Origin of the sequence: Actinomadura xylanilytica (assembly GCF_030283145.1) — a bacterium.
Taxonomy (GTDB): Bacteria; Actinomycetota; Actinomycetes; order Streptosporangiales; family Streptosporangiaceae; genus Spirillospora; species Spirillospora xylanilytica.
The window spans coordinates 306,673-324,945 of record NZ_JASNWE010000005.1; the positions used below are offsets into that span (position 1 = coordinate 306,673).

An 18,273-nucleotide genomic window follows, 5' to 3' on the forward strand; every position below is an offset into this window, starting at 1 on the left:
CACCCGCCAGGAGCCGCCATGCGCCGTCCCCGCCGCCTCGCCCTGCTCGCCACGGCCGCCGTCGCCATGACCGCCGGACCCACCTCCGCCACCGGCGCCGGCGCCGCGCCCGCCCCCGGCCGCACCCCCGGCGAGGACCCCTGGCTCCGCCGCCTCATCGCCTCCATGACCCTGGAGGAGAAGGCCGCGCAGCTGTTCGTCATCCAGGTCCACGGCAAGAGCGCCGACACCCGCGACCCGGGCGACGTCGCACGCAACCGACGCCTGTACGGCGTCGACAACGCCGCCCAGGTCATCGCCCGCTACCGGCCCGGCGGGATCATCTACTACGCCGCCGACCCCGCCAACATCACCGGCCCCCGCCAGCTCGCCGCCTTCTCCAACGGCATCCAGCGCGCCGCGCTCGCCCAGCCGCACCGCGTCCCGGCGACCATCGCCACCGACCAGGAGGGCGGCGCCGTCACCCGCGTCCCGCCGCCCGCCGCCCAGTCGCCCGGCAGCATGGCCCTGGCCGCCGGACGAAGCACCGCCACCGCCCGCGAGATCGCCGCCGTCACCGGCCGCGAACTCCGCGCCGTCGGGATCAACCAGGACTACGCCCCCGACGCCGACGTCAACGTCAACCCCGCCAACCCCGTCATCGGCGTCCGGTCCTTCGGCTCCGACCCCGCCCTGGTCTCCCGCATGGTCACCGCCCAGACGGGCGGCTACCGCGCCGGGGGAGTGACGCCCACCGTCAAGCACTTCCCCGGCCACGGCGACACCACCGTCGACAGCCACACCGGCGTCCCCACCATCACCCACACCCGCGAGCAGTGGGAACGCACCGACCTGCCGCCCTTCCGCGCCGCGATCGCCGCCGGCGCCGACTCGATCATGACCGCCCACCTGGTCGTCCCCGCCCTGGACCCCTCCGGCGACCCCGCCACCCTGTCGCGCCCCATCGTCACCGGCATCCTGCGCGACCGGCTCCACTACGAGGGCGTCGTCGTCACCGACGCCCTCGACATGCAGGGCGTCCGCGACAAGTACGGCGACGACCGCGTCCCCGTCCTGGCCCTCAAGGCCGGCGTCGACGTCCTACTCAAACCCCCCGCCGACGCCTCCGGGAACGGCGTGTTCGCCACCCAGCTCCACGCCGTCGTCGACGCCGTCCGCCGCGGCGAGCTCACCGAGGACCGCATCGACGCCTCCCTCTACCGGATCCTCGACCTCAAACGCAGACGCGGCCTGTTCCGCGACCCCTACGCCGACGAGGCCCGCCTGGACGACCTCGTCGGCACCCCCGCGCACCTGGCCGCCGTGCGGCGCGCCGCGGACGCCGCCACCACCCTGGTCAAGAACGACGCCCGGCTCCTGCCGCTCGAACCCGGCCCCCGCGACGTCCTGGTCACCGGATGGGGCCCCGGACCCGACGGGCCCGCCGCCACCCTCGCCGCCGAACTCGGCCGCCGCGGAGCCGCCGCCACCGTCCACGAGACCGGCCTCAGCCCCGGCCCCGCCGAGATCGGCCGGGCCGTCGCCGCCGCCCGCGGCCGGGACCTGGTCATCGCGGTCACCAACCGCGCCTGGGACGTCCAGACCGGCGGCCCCCACAACGGCCCCGGGCAGACGAACCTGGTCAAGGCGCTCGCGGCCACCGGCACACCCGTCATCGTCATCGCCGCCCGCGACCCCCACGACATCGCCTGGTTCACCGAGGTCCCCACCTACCTGGCCGCCTACTCCCACACCACCGAGGCCATCCGGGCCGCCGCCGCGACCCTGTTCGGGGACAACCCGCCCAAGGGCCGCCTCCCCGTACCGATCCCCGTCCACGACCGGCCCGGACGGACCCTCTACCCCTTCGGGCACGGCCTGGCCTACCCGGAGGTTGAAGAACATCGGAACGAAAACCGGCGCTAAGCCTTCGTCGGCCCTGGTAGGGGGGCCCGGCTGCTGGACGGGCCGCGGTGGGAGGCGATGAGGCGAAGGTGGAGACCGTCGTTCCCGAGAGCGGCGGCCGGGCCAAAATGTCGTCTGCTCGTCTCCCTGGTCGCGCTGCTGGTCTCCGAGAGCTGCAACATCGTCGCTCCGCTCCCGTGCCTACATCACACTGCCTTGCAGAACACGATCGAGCGCTGCCCGGCCTGCGGGTCCCCATGTCGGCTTGCCGCCAGGAAGGCCCCGGTCTCCGTTCTGGCCCATCAGCATGAGGATCAGGCTTTTCAGAGCGGCGAGCCCGCGGGCGCGCCGGAGCGCCGCCTCGTCCGCATGCGCGTATACGTCGAAGAAGCGTGAGGCGCCGCCCGCGGGAAGGACCACCCATGCGGCCGCGAGGTCCCACGCCGGATCACCGGCGAGCATGTCACCGAAGTCGATCACGCCCGAGAGCGTCCCGTCCGAGACGATGACATTCGCGGGATGAAGGTCACCGTGCACCCAAACCGGCGGGCCCTCCCACTCGGGGGCCGCAACGGCGTCATCCCAGACGGCTCGGACCTCGTCGGCGATGCCGCCCAGGGCGACGGCGTGAAAGAAGTGGTCGAAGCCGTCGGTGTACTGCTTGGGGTGAGCGCCGCGGTCCGAACTGGTCGGCGCCTCGGCGGGTGCCTCCACGTGGAGCGCTCTGAGGAAGCCCGCCAGAGTGTCGGCCGCGTGGTCGCCGCGGCTGATCGAGGTGTGGTCCAGCGGCTCGCCGGGAACCCACGTCATGATGGTCCAGGGCTTCGGGAATCGCTCGGACGGTTCACCGATCCGTACAGGGTTCGGGACCGGGAGCGGCAGGCGCGGGGCCAGGACGGGCAGCCACCGGCACTCTTTGCGCTGGAGATCCGGGGCACGCTTCGTACGCGGCATGCGCACGGCCAACTCGTCCCCAAGGCGCCACTGCTGGTTGTCCCATCCGCCCACTACCTCGCAGATGGCCAGCCCCGCAAGGTCCGGATGCTGCTCCTGCAGCAGGGCGTGGACCAGGTCTGCGGTGATCTCGATCTCGGGGTCGTTCATACGACGCGACAGTACAAGGGCAAGCGCCGACTCTGGCTCTCTCGTGACCCGCGGGGGTCAGCCGCCCGAGCCGGTGGCCGACGGCGGTACTTCGACGACGAAGAACAGAAAGTTGGGATTGGTCGAAAGGTCCTGGAAGCCATCCGGGAACGCCTCCCGGGCGGCCGGGTCGGGCTGCGGTTCGCTGATGGCGGCAAGGCGGAAGCCAGCGGCGGTGAAGGCATCGGTCATCGCGTGCAACGGCCTGCGCCACAACCTCATCGGGACGGACCGGCCGTTGAAGGCCCAGTCGAAGGTGTAGCTGGTGGTCGCGTGGTAGTCGGGCCGAGGATCCCGGTGCGCGTAGTCCGTGAAAGGGTGGCTCACCGATGCGATCAGCCGGCCGCCGGGCCGGAGTACCCGTCGCAACTCGGCCAGCGTCGGCCCCCAGTCCTCCAGGTAATGCAGGACCAGCGACGCGATCACGTCGTCGAACGCGCCGTCGTCGAACGGCAGAGGGTCGCCCAGGTCGACCTCGTGCAGGGCTACGCCGTCACCGAGCCGCCGCCTGGCCAGTGCCAGCTGCGTACGGGCGGTTCACGGGACCGCCGTCGCAGGCTGATCTGGAGCGGGTGTTCTTCCTCGATGACGAGGACCGGGCGCTGGTGGGGCGGCGGCGCGGGGAGCACATGAGGCTCGGGTTCGCGCTCCAGTTGGTGACGGTGCGGTGGCTCGGGACGTTCCTGGAGGATCCTCTGGACGTGCCGGGCGTGGTGCTGGAGTTCGTGGCTGAACAGCTGGGGGTTGATGACCCCTCGCAGGTGAAGCGCTATACCGAGTGCCGAACGTGCTCGGCTATCACAGCCGCCTACCCGCGCCGCTGATCCCGGGCCGTCTGGTCGACGTCGAGGTGGTGAACGGGCCGTGGAGGCGGCTGGTGTTCGGCCATCCTGCGCACGCTGACGGCGCGGTGAACCGGCACGCCTACGCCTTCTGCGTGCTGGAGCAGTTCTGGCGGGCGCTCAAGCGCCGTGAGATCTATCTACGCCGACGCCTCCACCAAGTGGCGCAATCCTCAGGCCGAGCTGCTGGAGGGCGATCAGTGGGAGGCGATCCGGCCTGACGGAACACCCTTACGGAACACTCCCACCTGGGCCGCGATCCGGACCGTTCGGTGTTCCGTTGGAGGATCCCTTAGGGAACACTCGATCGACGCCCGCTACTGCAGCCGCGCCTGCAAGGCGGCCGCCCGCCGGCAACGTCGGCCCAACTGCTGCGAGATGCGGCGGGGTGTGTCGATCTGCTTACGGCAAGAGCTTGGTGAGAAGGGCGCGAAGTTCTTGCGCGTGGTCCGAGCCGAGGACGTCGTCGATGTCGCGCTCCATGCTCTCCAGGGCTTCACGCACTACAGGCATGCGGGCGCGGCCGAGGTCGGTGAGCTGTAGGGCATAGCGGCGTCGGTCGTGCGGGTCCTGGCCGCGGGACACGATACCGACCTGGACCAGTTCCTCGATGAGCGATGCGGTGGCGGGGTCGGTCAGGTGCAGGTATCGGGCCAGTTGTTCTTGCGGGCAGGGGGCGAGCCGGTCCAGCGCGGGCAGCAAGGCGAAGTGGCGGGTGCGCAGGCCGTGCGCCGCGAGCCGATGATCCCCAAGACGGCGCAGGCGGTAGTGGGCTTGAGCTATCAGGTGCTCGATGCTGTGGATGGCGGATGGCCCGTCGTCGGCGACGAGCATGGTCAACAGCGCGGTGAGGCGCCGCCGTTCGAGGTCGGTGAGCGCGGTGGTGACCCGGGCGTCGCTGTCCGCGACGGCTTGGCGCATGCCGTCCAGGGCGGTACGGCCCGCCTCGGTCAGCGACAGTATGTAGGTGCGGCGGTTGGCCGGGTTGCGGGTGCGGACGACCTGGCCCGCCTCTTGGAGCCGATCGAGCAGCCTGACCATGATCGTGCGGTTGATGCCGAGTCGGTGGGCGAGGTCCTGCTGGGAGGGGGCGTCCGCGTCGGCGAGGATGTCGAGCACCACGAACTCGCGCGTCTGGGGCCCGTCCTGCACAGCGTGAGCGGTGACGGTCGTGAACACGCGGCGCATCAGGTGACCGGTGGTCGCATGCAGCGGTCCGGATTCGTCGTCGACGGCGTTTCCTGCCTGGTCGGGCACGAGCCTCACCTCCGGGCGTGATGTTAGCAGGCTGATACTTCTGTCAGTGACGGTTGCATCGACATTAGTTGGAATGTTGACAGTTGGAGGAGTGTAGATCTAGATTCCAGGTACCAAATCAGCGAAGGGTCTGACGATCATGCACACTGTCGCCGTCCTCGACTCCCACCTCGCCTACACAGAGACCGGGCAGGGCGAGTCGCCCGTGGTGTTCCTGCACGGCAGCCCCACCTCGTCCCACATCTGGCGCAACGTCATCCCGCACGTCGCCGATCGCGCCAAGGTCCTGGCCCCTGATCTGATCGGGATGGGCGCCTCCGGAAAGCCCGACATCGGTTACCGCTTCGCCGACCACGCCCGCTACCTGGACGCGTGGTTCGAAGCCATGGAGCTGAAGGAGGCCGTCCTGGTCGGCCACGATTGGGGCGGCGCACTGGCCCTGGACCGTGCCGCACGCCACCCCGACCAGGTGCGCGGCGTCGCCGTCCTGGAGACGTTCCTGCGACCGCAGATGTGGGCGGAGCTACCGCAGGACGTGATCGACCATTCCAAGGCGCTGCGCACCCCCGGGCTCGGCGAGCGGCTACTGCTGGAGGAGAATGCCGCCATCGAGTTCGCCCTGCCCCACCCGTTCGCCATCAAGACAGGTCTCAGCCCAGAGGACCACGACGTCTACCGCGCGCCCTACACCGACCCTGCGTCGCGCCGTCCGCTGCTCCAGTGGCCTCGCGAGATTCCCTACGACCGCGAACCGGCCGATGTGGCCGAGCGCATGGACGCCTACGGCGAATGGCTCGCCGGCAGCCCCGAGGTGCCCAAACTTCTCCTCACGGTCGAGGAGGGGGTCGGTATCGCCTCCCCCGAGATCGTGGACTGGGCCCGCCAGAGCATCGCCGCCCTCGAAATCGAAGGGATCGGACCCGCCGGCCACCAGGCCCCCGAAGACCAGCCCCACGCCATCGGCCAGGCCATCGCCGGCTGGCTGAACCGCCATCACCTCATCTGAACGACGTCGTCCTTCAGCTCTCAAAAAATCTCACCGGGATCTCCTGTACCTCGACTACTCACACCCGAATCAGTTCCGGCTGTGGCGGCGGTTGCTGGAAGTCTGGGACTGGCAGGCTCATGGTGATCCGGATGACCGCGAGCACGTCGCCGGGGTTGTCGCCGAACGCGCCACGTTGCGTGCCCGGTTCCGCAAGATCCTCATCGACCGCGACGACTACAACACCTTCTGCGGGCATCCCACCCGTAAGCGCGGCAACCCGCCGTGCGAGAACGTCAAGGCCGGTTGGCCCGACAACGGAACCATCGAGCCGTGGGCCTGCTTTACCGCCACACGCGTCGGCTTCGGACACGACGTCAAGCTCTCCACGCCATCCGCTCGCTCCGGAAAGCACCTCCGACACTGGCAGACGATCTCGAGGTCGCAACCCCGTCCGGGCCGGCACGATCACACCAAACCACCGACAGGCCAGCCCCGTGACCGACCAATTCAGGTTGGCGACGCTCATTGTGCGAGTCCTTGCCGCGCGGGTGTGCCCTTCACAGTGCTCACGGCGGCAGATGACCAGTGGTGCCAAACCATAGGTGTCGATGTGGAGATGTCGTGTGCTCTCGATGACATCTGTCACGCGAATTCGGTGCGGCCCCGCCGCCCCGGTGGGCGGAGGGGCCGTGACCTGCTGGGAACCGATCTATCCGAGCACCGGGTAGTTCGCACGGAACACGTTGTGCGGGTCACGGGCCCGCTTGATCTCCCGCAGCCGCGCGAGCGCGCTGCCGGAGAAGGACTTCGCCGCCGTCTCACCGGGGGACAGCAGGGTGTACGGCTTGCGGCCGCTGATGTAGGCCTCCAGGTCGGCCACGACCTCGGCCTGCTTGGCGCGCGTCGCATCGGCCGCGTGCGGCAGGCCGAGACCCAGCAGGCCGAGCAGGTACGGCTCGGCCACCGCGCCGCTCGCACCGGCCCCGCCGTCCGGCTCGGCGAGCGCCCCGCCCAGGTGCCTGATCTGCACGTTGATGAGCGGTTCGACCGGCTTGGCCAGCAGGAGCTCCACCGCGTCCGCGTCCAGGCGGGTGAGCAGCTCCGCACGAGCGATGGACGGAGCCGGATCGGTGGGCTCGGCGGTGATGCCACCCAGGTCGGCAACCGGGACGACGCCGCGGCTGTCGGAGATCGCACCCTCGATCTTGTCGATGCGCGCCAGCAGATCCTCCCCCTGAGCCGCCTCACCCAGGTAGGCCAGATCCAGCGTCACCATCGGCGACGCGCCGGGTGGCTGGAGCCGGTTGATCCAGACACTGAGTTCACGCGGCGCCTCAGCGGTGATCTCCAGGAACGCGTCGTACACCTCCCTGGTCCGGTGCTCCGGCCAGATCACACGCCCGCCGTACAGGACCGGCGCGGGATACAGCTCGAGTTCGAGGGCGGTCACCACCGCGAAGTCCCCGCCACCGCCGCGCAGCGCCCAGAACAGCTCGGGATCGGACTCGGCGGTCACCCGGCCCGGCTCGCCATCGGCGTCCACGATGTCGATGGCCCGCACGCTGTCGGAGGCGAAGCCGTACTTGCGGCTGAGCCAGCCGACCCCACCGCCCAGGGTGTAGCCGGTCACGCTGACTCCCGGCGCGCTGCCGGACAGGCCGGTCAGACCCAGCGGACCGGCCGCCGCCAGCACCTGCCCCCACTTCACACCCGCGCCCACCCGGACCACGCGCTCCTCCGCGCATACCTCCACCTCGTTCAGCAGGCCGGTACGCAACAGGATCAGGCCTTCCACATCACCCGAGGCGCCATGCCCGCTCGGCTGCGCGGTCACCGTCATACCCGCCCGCCGCGCGTAACGCACGAGCGCCGCCACGTCATCGGCATCCGCGGCCTCCACCACGGCCGCCACGGGCTGCCTGACGGTCAGATTCCACGCGGTGGCCGCCTGTTCAAAGCCGTCGTCATCGGCCAGGAGCACGCGCCCTTTGAGGACACCGCGCAGATCGTTGATCGTCATCGTCGTCTCCCTTTTCGAGTTCTCAGAAAATGCGAAGGAATACCGTGCTGCACTACGGGAAGGACGGCGCCCCGACCGGCCGGACAAGGATCACGCCGAAACCTCGATGCTGGCCCTGCACCTGTGGTGGTCCGCGCTGGTGCACGTCAACACGCTGCTGCTTCGGCAAGTTCTCGGGCCACCCCTTCGGGGCGTGCAGACGTCAGGCGGGCTGCGCGGCGGGCGCTGGGGCGGCGGCCTCCTGGGCCTTGCGGGCCTTGCCGGTCTCGCGGAGGATCAGCAGGCCGGCGGCCACGATCAGCGCCGAGGTCAGGCCGTGGATGCCGAACGCGGCGGCGACGGAGCCGTGGTGGGCCAGGACGGTGATCATGTCGCCGAACGGGGCGACGGCCGTCATCAGCAGGACCCAGCCCAGGGCCCGGCGGTGGCCCGACACCAGCAGGATGCCCATGGCCAGGCCCATCGCGATCTCGCGGCTGCCCTTCACGATGAGGAAGCCGCCGCCGTCGCCAGCGGGCCAGCTCGGCAGGCCGAAGCCTGGAGCGGACGTCTCGGGGGTCAGGATGAAGGACACCCCGAGGTAGAGGGTGAACAGGACGCCGGCGGTGGCCAGGACGGTGTTGACGTTCTTCAGCGACATGGTTCTTCTCCTCCGATGTTCAAACTGGGCAGGGTTCAGCCGCGGACGCGGCGGATGTGGCGGGCGTAGCGGGGGCGGCCGATGACGTGCCAGATGACGCGGACCGGGGCGGGGAGGCCGCTGAGGACGATGGCGCGCTCGGCCGGGTTCGCGTCTTCCAGGACGGCGCCGAAGAGCGTGAGCAGGGTGGGCTTGGGGGTGTTGTTAGGCGCGAGCGGTGTCACCCGGGGCGACGGCCGCGACGAGCTCCACCAGCAGCCGTGACTCACGGCGGAGGACGCGGTGGACGATCTCCATGTCCTGGGTGTTGACGCTCATCTGCTCCTGCCTCTGTTCGATTGCGACTGGTCGGTCGCGAGGTGTTCAGGCTGCTCCCGGGTGTTTGGAGGGGATTTGGAGCCGACTTGGACAGTCCACATACGATGTGCGGATCATGGTCTTCATCCGGGTGCTGGGCTCGTTCGCGACCGAGGTGAACGGTGCGGCCGTTCACCTCGGCGGGCCGCGGCAGCGGGGTGTGCTGGCGTTGCTGGTGGCGGCGCGCGGGCAGGTCGTGCCGGTCGACCGGATGATCGAGGATCTGTGGCGCGGGGAGCCGCCCGCGCGGGCGCTGATGTCCTTGCAGGCGTATGTGTCCAACCTGCGCCGGCTGCTGGAGCCCGGCCGGCCGCCGCGCACGCCGGCCCGGCTGCTGGTGAGCGCGGCGCCCGGCTATGCGCTGCGGCTGCCGCCGGAGTCGGTGGACGCGTGGCGGTTCGAGGGCCTGCTCGACCAGGCCCGTACGGTCACCGACCCGCGCGCCGCCCAGGCTCGGCTCGCCGAGGCGCTGGGGCTGTGGCAGGGACCGGCGTTCGCCGAGGCCGCCGATGAGCCGTGGGCCGCCGCCGAGACGGCCCGGCTGAACGAGCTGCGCCTGGTCGCCACCGAACTGCACGTCGCGGCGGGTCTGCGAATCGGCGACCCCGCCGCGGTGGTTCCCGAGGCCGAGCGGCTCACCCGCCACGAGCCGCTGCGCGAGGAAGGCTGGCGGCTGCACGCCCTGGCACTGTGGAGCAGTGGCCGCCAAGCCGACGCGCTGGCGGCGCTCCGCCGCGCCCGCGGCATCCTCGCCGATGAGCTCGGGCTCGACCCCGGCCCGGACCTGAGGGCGCTGGAGGAGGCGATCCTCACCCAGCGCACGGACGTCATGCGCGCGACCGTGCCCCCGCCACCGCCGGCCGCACCGCTGCCGCGGCCGGCTCCGATCATCGAGGCGCCGTTCGTCGGACGCGAGGCACAGCTGTCGGCACTGGTCACGGCCGCCGCCGAGGCCGCGGCCGACGGCGCCCGCATCGCCCTTGTCACCGGCGAGGCCGGGCTCGGCAAGTCGACGCTGCTGGAACACCTCGGCAGGCGGCTCGAACGTGACGGGTGGCTGGTCGCCGTCGGCCGCTGTCCCGAGGTCGACAGCGCGCCGCCCGCGTGGGCCTGGACCGAGGCGCTGAGAGCCGTTGCCGCGACCACGTCCCCGGGCGAGTTCGCGGACGACCTCGCGCCGCTACTCGCCGACACCGAGCCGGTGAACGTCGACGCCACCGCGGGACGGTTCCACCTGCGCCAAGCCGTGTGGAAGTGGCTCGCGGCGGTCGCCGCGGAACGCCCGGTCGCCGTCGTGCTGGACGACCTGCACTGGGCGGACGCCGTCACGCTGGAGCTGCTCGGCGGCGGCCTCGGCATGCGGGCCCCCGTTCTGGTCGTGGCGGCGTACCGGGCGGACGAGAGCGGCCACCTCACCGAAACGCTGGCCTCCCTCGCGCGCGCCACGCCCCTCCGGCTCGCCCTGCCCGGCCTGGACGACGCGGCCGTCGCGCAGGTCGTACGGAACGAGTGCGAGGCCGACGACGAGACCGTCGCCGGAATCGCCGAACGCACCGGCGGCAACCCGTTCTATGTGCGGGAGAGCGCGCGGCTGGTGAACGGAGAGGGCGCGCTGGTCGCCCTCTCCGAGGTCCCGGAGGGCGTACGGGACGTGCTGCGGCGGCGCCTGGCGCGGCTGCCCGGGGGAGGTGTGGCCGTGCTGCGGCTGGCAGCGGTCGCGGGCCGGGAGAGCTCGGTGGAGGTGCTGGTGAACGCCGCCGACACCGACGAGGAAGGCGTGCTGAACGCACTGGACGCGGGGGTGATCGCCGGGCTGCTGAGCGAGCCCGGCCCCGGACGGGTGCGGTTCGTTCACGCCCTCGTTCGCGACACCCTGGTCGCCGACGTCAGCCGCCTGCGGGCGTCCCGCATGCATGCCCGCATCGCCGCCGCCCTGGAAGCCACCGGTGACATCACGGCGCTCGCGCACCACTACGCGCGAGCCGGGTCTCCCAAGGCCGTCGGCTATTGCGTTCGGGCCGCCGAACTGGCCGAGGCGCGCTACGCCCACGACGTCGCGGCCGATCTCCTCAAGGACGCGGTCGCGAACTCGACCAGCCCACAGGAACGCGTCGACCTGCACGGCAGGCTGCTGCGGGCGCAGGTCCGGGCCGGTGCCGTGGCCGCCGCCCGCCGGACCCGCCGTCAGGCCGTCGAGTACGCCGAGTCGCTGGGACGCGACGACCTGATGATCGCCGCGTTCACCGCCTGGACCGAGCCGACGCCATGGCAGTCCCGCCCGTACGGCACGGTGGACCGGCCCATCGTCGACCGGCTGAGCCGCCTACTCAAGCGCACCGACCTGGCTCCGGAGGTACGCGGCCGCCTCCTCACCGCCTACGCCGACGAACTGGCCGGCGAGGATGACCCCACCGCCCTGGCGGCGGCCCGCGAGGCGCTCGACCTCGCCACCGGGCCCCACCTCCGGGCGGCGGCGATCGGGGTCCTGGCCCGCGGCGTCGGCGGACCGTCCGGACGCGCCGAGCTCTGCCGCGAACTGGTGGCGATCGGCGTGGAGCACGGTGTGCCCGCCTACCGCGTCACCGGCCTGCTCAACCACGCCTGTGCCGCCGCCGAGGCCAACGACCCGACCACCATGCGCCGGGTGGCCACCGAGGCCCTCGACCTCGCGCGCACCTACCGGGTGCCCGAGGCGACAGGCGTCGCCGAAGTGACACTGGCGACCCTGACCCTCATCGAGGGCCGGTTCGCCGAGGCCGAACGGCTCTACACCCAGGCCGCCAACGGCATGCGGCGCGCCGGATCCCTGCACTCCTCCGGCTTCCTCGGCTTCGCGCTGGCCGCGACGTGGGTGAACAACGGCACGCTCGGCGAGCACCTCGACGAGGTGCGCACCCTCCACGAGGCGTCCGGCCCGATCGCCTCCGACCTGCTGGCCCTCGCCCTGCACGGCAACGGCCTGATCACCGAAGCCCACCGGGTAGATACCTCGGCCCCGATCCGGCCCGACTACTTCTTCACCTTCCTCACGACCCTCCGCGCGATGGCCGTCATCGCCCTGGACGACCGCGCCGCGGCCGAGGAGATCTACGCCAGGCTGCTTCCTCACCGCGACGGCCCCCCGGCGGGCGCCACGAGCCTGTCGTTGGCGCTGCGCCCGGTCGCTCACACCCTCGGCGAGCTGGCCGTCCTCCTCGGCCGCGACCACCAGGCCGCCGCCCACTTCGCTCAGGCCGCCGCCATCGCCGACCGGTGGAACGCACCTCATTGGGCTGCCGCGGCCCGGTCGCGAACGACCACCTAGCTGTACCGCCCAGGGAGGTTGGTCAACCTGGTCCCCGAGGCGACTCCGGGGAGGGCGAGTCGGCTCCCCTGGCGCAGGGGATCGGCGGTGTCCTGCAAAGACAGCCTTCGTGTCGGCGACGACGAGCGCCTGGTGCTCGTTGCCGAAGTCTCAGCCGCGGTCGTCTCAGTCGCGCGTGCCCGCACGCGTTGGGGCCGGGGAAGCAGTGAGACGAGACGTGAGACAACCGCGCTCGCGGCGATGGTTCGGGTGCGCCTAGCCTGCTTCCCGAGCGAACAGCTTGTGGACTTCCTCCGGGCCCCGCTGCAGGACCGCCTCCAGCTCGTCGGGGCCGATTTCCGCGTGACCCGCGTCCGGCGTGCCGGTGAACGCCAGGCCAGGCCGGCACAGGAGATAGGTGTCGCCGTGCCGGAAGTAGTCGAACGGCACCCCGGCGGCGTAGAGCCTGCGGGTGATCTGCCACTCCCGTTCCTCGGAGACGGTCACGGTCTCCCTGACCCGCTGCCGCAACTCGGGCACCACCTCGCAATAGCTCTCCTCGGAGAGCGGGTTGCCAGTGAGGTCGACCTCGCGCAATTTGGGCAGCCCGGACCGCAGGGCGCTGATGTCCTCGATGGCGTTGAGGGGCAGTTGGAGGCGGCGGATCATGGGCAGCGTCAGCACCGCGCTCACGTCGGCGAGCGCACTGAACCGCATGGAAAGCGACGCCAGCCGCGGGTGGCCGGCCAGCGCCGCGAGATCGCATCCCCCGAAGCCGACCACGTGCAGCGTGCTCAGCATGGGGAAACGAGCAAGGTCGCCGAGGTCACAGGGGAACAGGACGGCCAGGGTGTCGAGCTGGGCGAAGTCGGCGTCGCTGAAAGGCGGATTTCCCTGCAACCGGCGCTGAACGGCCTGTTCCACCTGAGGTTCGAGAAGCGGCATCGATCAGCTCATCTCTTGCATAGTGTCATCGGCGTCGTCGAGGTCGTCGAGGTCGTCGAGGTCGTCCATGATGGCATTGAAGTCGGCCCGGGACTCGGGAAGGCGCGATGGTCCCCAAAGTAGAGATCTTCGTGCAGGTCACTGGTGTGCATGCCGACCGGCCGCCAAGGTATTCCGGTCCGGGCACGGCGGGATGAGACCGGCCCTGGAGCGGTCACCGCTCCAGGGCCGGGCCCCTCATGAACGCCGGGTGCGGCGCAGGGCGCCGGTCAGCGCGCCGCCGCGGGCTGGGCGCCGATCGACTTCATCATCGCCGGCCACACGAACTGCGCCTCCCGGATCCAGGCCGGCCAGTTGTGCCGCCCGTCGCCGTAGATGTGCGCGGTGTAGGGGATCTTCAGCTCGTCCAGCCGCTTCTGGAAGTCCTTGTTGTTCGCGCCGATCGCGATCTCGCTCAGCAGGCCGATGTCCCACGGAGCCACGTCGGGGTCGCCCGGACCGGGCCGCCCCGAGGTTCCCGCGGAGAAGAACAGGCCCACGCCGCGCAGCTTGTCGGCCAGCGCGTACGGGTCGTGCGCCGCCCAGTTGGCGTCGTCGACGCGCGGGATGCCCCAGATCGCGAACGGGTCCTGCCCGTTGCCCGCGTTGGTGAACATCAGCATCGCCGGCATGCCCGGGGCCCGCATCGCCAGGGTCCCGCTCAGCGCCGCCGCGTACTTGAACAACCCCGGGTGCCGGGCCGCGTAGGACATCGCGCCCTGCGCGCCCGAGGAGTTGCCGATCGCCGCCCGCTCCGACCCGGCCCCGTAGTTGCGCTCCATGAGCTGGCGGACCTCGGCGGTGTGGAAGGTCTCCCACTTGGGAGTGCCGCCCTTGCCGTAGTTGTACCAGTCGGTGTACGAGCCGTCGGCGGCCTCGGGCATCACCACCAGCACGTTGTACTTGGCGGCCCACGCCTCGATGTCGGTGTTGCGGGTCCAGGAGTCGTAGCGGTCCTGGCCGCCGTGGAAGGCGTACACCACCGGGTAGGCGGCCCGCGCGCCGCGCTGCCAGCCGCGGGGCAGCAGCACCCGCGTCTTCACCGACTTGCCGAGCGCGGGGGAGTTGATGGTCAGGTCGACCTCGCCGGCGTTGATCCGGGTCTCGCCGGTGATCCTCGCCCCGTCGTCCGCGCCGATCGGGGCGGCCGCGGCCGCGGTCCCGGCGAGGGCGGTGACCGCGCCCGCCGTCCCGGTGCCCGCCACGGCGGCCGCGGCGATCGCCCCGGCCGCGACCGAACGGCGCCATCGGGAGGACGGATCGAGGACCTCTCGACGGGCGGAGCGTGTCATGGATCACCTCGCGGCACAGCACGGCCCCCGTGGCCGCGCGACTGCCGCCGAGTGTCCCGCCATCCGGCTAAACGATCTACAGGGCGGAGTAACAAGAAAACCACCATCTCCTGTTACAAAGTGAGTCAAAGTGCATCATTGTGGCGGGATCCGGTCAGGGATGGTAGGCACGTACATGAGCACCTCCCCTCCGACCGGGCCCCGGCGGTTCGGCATCTTCCTCGCCCCGTTCCACCCCTCCGGACAGAACCCCACCCTCGCGCTGGAACGCGACCTGGACCTGATCGCCCACCTGGACGCCCTCGGCTTCGACGAGGCGTGGATCGGCGAGCACCACTCGGCCGGCTACGAGATCATCGCCTCGCCCGAGGTGTTCATCGGCGTCGCCGCCGAACGCACCCGGCACATCAGGCTCGGCACCGGCGTCTCCTCCCTGCCCTTCCACCACCCGTTGCTGCTCGCCGACCGGATGGTGCTGCTCGACCACCTCACCCGCGGCCGGGTCATGCTCGGCGCCGGACCCGGCGCGCTGCCCTCCGACGCCCACATGATGGGCATCCCGGTTGCCCGGCAGCGCGACATGATGGAACAGGCGCTGGAGGCGATCCTGCTGCTGCTGCGCGGCGACGAGCCGGTCACGATGCGGACCGACTGGTTCGAGCTGCGCGACGCCCGCCTCCAGCTCCGCCCCTACCAGCGGGAACTGGAGGTCGCGGTCGCCGCGATGGTCTCGCCGAGCGGCCCCCGCGCCGCCGGCCGGTTCGGCTGCGGGCTGCTGTCGCTCGGCGCTACCCAGTCCGCCGGATTCGACGCCCTCGGCTACCACTGGGGCGCCCTGCGCGACCGCGCCGCCGAGTACGGCACCACCGCCGACCGCGGGAACTGGCGGCTGGTCGGCCCCATGCACCTGGCCGACACCCGCGAGCAGGCCGCCCGGGACGTGGCGTTCGGCCTGGCCGACTGGGTCGCCTACTTCCAGCGGATCGCCGCGCTGCCCATCGCGCCCGACACCACCGACCCCGACGCGCTGGTCGAGGCGATCAACGCCACCGGGATGGGCGTGATCGGCACCCCCGACGACGCCATCGCGCAGATCGAACGCCTCACCGCCCAGTCCGGCGGCTTCGGCACCTACCTGCTGATGGGCCACGAGTGGGCCGACACCGCGCAGACCCGCCGCTCCTACGAGCTGTTCGCCCGGTACGTCGCGCCGGTGTTCCAGGGCTCGGCGCGCTCGCTGACCGCCTCCAGCGACTGGGCGGCGCGGAACCGGCCGGCCTTCTTCGGCGCCACCACCGACGCGATCGCCGCCAAGATCAAACAGCAGGAGGAGGAGTCCGCCCGGCGCGTGGCGGACGGGCCGGGCGGCCAGGCGGCGGACTGAGACCGTGGACCGTCCGCCCCCACCGCCCCCACCGGCCGCGCCGTCCGCCGCCGGCTCGCGGACCGGGCACTCGCGGTGTGCGGCAGGATCGAGGGCATGCAGGTGCTCCGGTACGGAGGCGGGCGCCGGCCGGTGCCGCCGCGCCCCTCCGCCCTTCCCATGATCGCCGCCGCCGTCGCGGTCGCGGTCACGCTGGACGTGCTCGCCGGGGGGCCGCTCCGGCACCTCGACCAGTGGGTCTTCTCCGGCGGCCTCCCGCGCCGCGACGGCGCCTGGCACTGGATCTGGCGGACGGTGGTCAACGGCGGCCAGCACTGGCTGGCCGCCTCCGCCGTCGCGGTGGCCGCGCTGGCTGCGGCGTGGCGGCGCGGCGCCGGCCCGTGGACGGCGGTGCGGGCGGGCGCCTGGCTGGTCGTCACCGAGGCGGTCATCCGGGGCGCGCAGCTCGCGTTCGCGCGCACCCCGCCGCGGACGGGCCACGACGTGCTGTTCGAGAGCGGATACCTGTCCTATCCGTCCGGGCACGCCGCCAACGCCGCCGCCTGCCTGCTCCTGGTCGCGGCGCTGTGCGGCGCGTCCCGCGGCTGGACGATCGCCGCGCACGCCCTGGCCGCCGTCGTCGCGGTCGCGGTCGTGACCCTCGGCTACCACTGGCCGACCGACGCCCTGGCCGGCTGGGCGCTCGGGGTGCTGCTCGGCTGCGCGGGCCGCGCCCTGGTCCCGCGGCGCGCCGGCACCCGCCCGGAACGCAGCGAAATGTATGCAGTGTCGTAAGTCACACGCTTCCGTCCGCCATTGACCGTAACCGGTCGCTTACCCAAGCATGGGGCCAGGACGAGGAGCGGAGGCACGACGGTGACCATCCAGCACGCGGACGGGGCAGTCGGCGGCATCGACCTGAGCGACCTGCGGTTCTGGGGCCGCCCGCTGGAGGAACGGGCCGCGGTCTTCGCCACGCTCCGCGCGCAGGACGGCCCCTCCTTCTTCGCCGACCCGCCGGTGCCCTTCACCAAGCGGGGCAAGGGCTACTGGGCGCTGGTCCGGCACGCCGACGTCGTCGAGGCCAGCCGCAACCCCACGATCTTCAGCAGCGAGCCCAACGCCACCAGCATCATCGACTCGCCGAGCTGGCTCGCCCGCTACGTCGACTCCATGATCAACATGGACGACCCGCGGCACGCCAAGATCCGCCGCATCGTGTCCCGCGCGTTCAGCCCCAAGATGCTCGCCCGCACCGAGGACGACGTGCGCCGCCGCGCCGTCCGGATCGTCGATGAGCTGATCGCCTCCGGCCCCGGCGACTTCGTCGCCAAGGTCGCGGTGCGGCTGCCGGTCGAGGTCATCTGCGACATGCTCGGCATCCCCGCCGAGATGTACCCGAGGGTCCTGCGGCTCACCAACATCGTGCTCGGCAACACCGACCCCGAATACACCGGCATCACCCCCGACATGGGCCGGCTGCGCACCGGCCTCGGCCTCGCCAAGGTCGCCAAGGCCGGCCGCGACCTGCACGTCATCGCCGCCAAGCTCGGCAGGGAGCGGATCGCCGCGCCCACCGGCGACCTCACCTCGGCGCTGGTCAACGCCAACGTCGACGGCGAGAAGCTCACCGCCCGGGAGTTCGGCACGTTCTTCCTGCTGCTGGTCGTCGCCGGCAACGAGACCACCCGCACCGCCATCGCGCACGGCCTGAAGCTGTTCACCGACAACCCCGGCCAGCTCGACCTGCTCATGGAGGACTTCGACGGCCGCATCGCCGGCGCCGTCGAGGAGATCGTCCGCTACTCCACGCCCGTCATCATGTTCCGCCGCAACCTGGCCGCCGACCACGAGCTGAACGGCCACCACTACAAGGCCGGCGACAAGGTCATCCTCTTCTACAACTCCGCCAACCGCGACGAGGCGGTCTTCACCGACCCCGACGCCTTCGACATCACCCGCTCCCCGAACCCGCACGTCGGGTTCGGCGGGCCCGGTCCGCACTTCTGCCTGGGCGCCAACCTGGCCCGCCGCGAGATCGCCGTGATGTTCCGCGAGCTGTACACCCGCCTGCCCGACCTGCGCGCCGACGGCGAACCCGACCGGCTGATGTCCGGCTTCATCAACGGCTTCAAGAGGCTGCCCTGCACCTTCACCCCACCCCCCGCCGCCCCGCCCGCCTAGGGCCCTGTCTCAAAGTGCCTCGGCCGTCGCGCGAGC

17 protein-coding genes are annotated in these 18,273 nt (G+C 71.6%); 8 read left to right on the forward strand and 9 right to left on the reverse strand.

The features are described 5' to 3' along the window. Positions 1–18: 18 nt before the first annotated feature. Positions 19–1,905, forward strand: a complete 1,887-nt coding sequence (locus QP090_RS31210; protein WP_285943181.1) for a glycoside hydrolase family 3 protein — start codon at positions 19–21, stop codon at positions 1,903–1,905. Between the two features lie 180 nt (positions 1,906–2,085). On the opposite strand, the gene QP090_RS31215 is transcribed toward QP090_RS31210, so the two are convergent. Further along, on the reverse strand, positions 2,086–2,988 hold the full coding sequence (locus QP090_RS31215; protein WP_285943183.1) for an aminoglycoside phosphotransferase family protein: 903 nt from the start codon (positions 2,986–2,988) through the stop codon (positions 2,086–2,088). A 57-nt stretch (positions 2,989–3,045) separates the two neighbouring features. Then, positions 3,046–3,549: a class I SAM-dependent methyltransferase gene (locus QP090_RS31220; RefSeq protein ID WP_349666528.1), complete on the reverse strand. Its 504-nt coding sequence runs from the start codon at positions 3,547–3,549 to the stop codon at positions 3,046–3,048. 50 nt (positions 3,550–3,599) lie between these two features. Here QP090_RS31220 and QP090_RS31225 point away from each other — a divergent pair, with 50 nt between their 5' ends. Then, positions 3,600–3,851: a DUF4158 domain-containing protein gene (locus tag QP090_RS31225; protein WP_432763093.1), complete on the forward strand. Its 252-nt coding sequence runs from the start codon at positions 3,600–3,602 to the stop codon at positions 3,849–3,851. Then, positions 3,806–4,090, forward strand: coding sequence for a hypothetical protein (locus QP090_RS31230; RefSeq protein ID WP_285943854.1), 285 nt, complete (start codon positions 3,806–3,808; stop codon positions 4,088–4,090). Before QP090_RS31225 ends, QP090_RS31230 begins: the two co-directional genes overlap by 46 nt. A 181-nt stretch (positions 4,091–4,271) precedes the next feature. On the opposite strand, the gene QP090_RS31235 is transcribed toward QP090_RS31230, so the two are convergent. Continuing rightward, positions 4,272–5,126 (reverse strand): MarR family winged helix-turn-helix transcriptional regulator, encoded by an 855-nt coding sequence (locus QP090_RS31235; RefSeq protein WP_285943185.1) that lies wholly within the window; start codon positions 5,124–5,126, stop codon positions 4,272–4,274. Positions 5,127–5,265: 139 nt separating this feature from the next. Here QP090_RS31235 and QP090_RS31240 point away from each other — a divergent pair, with 139 nt between their 5' ends. Beyond that, positions 5,266–6,132: a haloalkane dehalogenase gene (locus tag QP090_RS31240; protein ID WP_285943187.1), complete on the forward strand. Its 867-nt coding sequence runs from the start codon at positions 5,266–5,268 to the stop codon at positions 6,130–6,132. Positions 6,133–6,190: 58 nt separating this feature from the next. On the opposite strand, the gene QP090_RS31245 is transcribed toward QP090_RS31240, so the two are convergent. The 4 genes from QP090_RS31245 to QP090_RS31260 all read right to left on the reverse strand — a co-directional run bounded on the left by QP090_RS31245 (position 6,191) and on the right by QP090_RS31260 (position 8,998). Further along, on the reverse strand, positions 6,191–6,640 hold the full coding sequence (locus tag QP090_RS31245; protein WP_285943189.1) for a hypothetical protein: 450 nt from the start codon (positions 6,638–6,640) through the stop codon (positions 6,191–6,193). A 183-nt stretch (positions 6,641–6,823) separates the two neighbouring features. After that, on the reverse strand, positions 6,824–8,134 hold the full coding sequence (locus tag QP090_RS31250; protein WP_285943190.1) for an FAD-binding oxidoreductase: 1,311 nt from the start codon (positions 8,132–8,134) through the stop codon (positions 6,824–6,826). A gap of 202 nt (positions 8,135–8,336) precedes the next feature. Continuing rightward, complete coding sequence (locus QP090_RS31255) at positions 8,337–8,774, reverse strand: DUF4267 domain-containing protein (protein WP_285943192.1); 438 nt, start codon at positions 8,772–8,774, stop codon at positions 8,337–8,339. Positions 8,775–8,809: 35 nt separating this feature from the next. Continuing rightward, on the reverse strand, positions 8,810–8,998 hold the full coding sequence (locus QP090_RS31260; protein WP_285943194.1) for a hypothetical protein: 189 nt from the start codon (positions 8,996–8,998) through the stop codon (positions 8,810–8,812). Between the two features lie 209 nt (positions 8,999–9,207). Between QP090_RS31260 and QP090_RS31265 the strand changes: the two genes are divergently transcribed. Continuing rightward, a complete protein-coding gene (locus QP090_RS31265) occupies positions 9,208–12,435 on the forward strand; it encodes an ATP-binding protein (protein WP_285943196.1) in 3,228 nt (1,075 codons plus the stop codon). A gap of 255 nt (positions 12,436–12,690) precedes the next feature. On the opposite strand, the gene QP090_RS31270 is transcribed toward QP090_RS31265, so the two are convergent. Continuing rightward, the gene (locus tag QP090_RS31270; protein ID WP_285943198.1) at positions 12,691–13,359 is read right to left on the reverse strand and encodes a leucine-rich repeat domain-containing protein; all 669 of its coding nucleotides are present in this window, start codon (positions 13,357–13,359) and stop codon (positions 12,691–12,693) included. Positions 13,360–13,628: 269 nt separating this feature from the next. Further along, positions 13,629–14,690, reverse strand: a complete 1,062-nt coding sequence (locus QP090_RS31275; protein ID WP_285943200.1) for an alpha/beta hydrolase — start codon at positions 14,688–14,690, stop codon at positions 13,629–13,631. 175 nt (positions 14,691–14,865) lie between these two features. Here QP090_RS31275 and QP090_RS31280 point away from each other — a divergent pair, with 175 nt between their 5' ends. The 3 genes from QP090_RS31280 to QP090_RS31290 all read left to right on the forward strand — a co-directional run bounded on the left by QP090_RS31280 (position 14,866) and on the right by QP090_RS31290 (position 18,237). After that, entirely contained in the window at positions 14,866–16,074 is a 1,209-nt protein-coding gene (locus tag QP090_RS31280) for an LLM class flavin-dependent oxidoreductase (RefSeq protein WP_285943202.1), read from the forward strand. A 96-nt stretch (positions 16,075–16,170) separates the two neighbouring features. Continuing rightward, entirely contained in the window at positions 16,171–16,848 is a 678-nt protein-coding gene (locus QP090_RS31285) for a phosphatase PAP2 family protein (RefSeq protein WP_285943203.1), read from the forward strand. A gap of 81 nt (positions 16,849–16,929) precedes the next feature. Further along, the gene (locus QP090_RS31290; RefSeq protein WP_285943205.1) at positions 16,930–18,237 is read left to right on the forward strand and encodes a cytochrome P450; all 1,308 of its coding nucleotides are present in this window, start codon (positions 16,930–16,932) and stop codon (positions 18,235–18,237) included. The last annotated feature ends 36 nt before the right edge of the window (positions 18,238–18,273 follow it).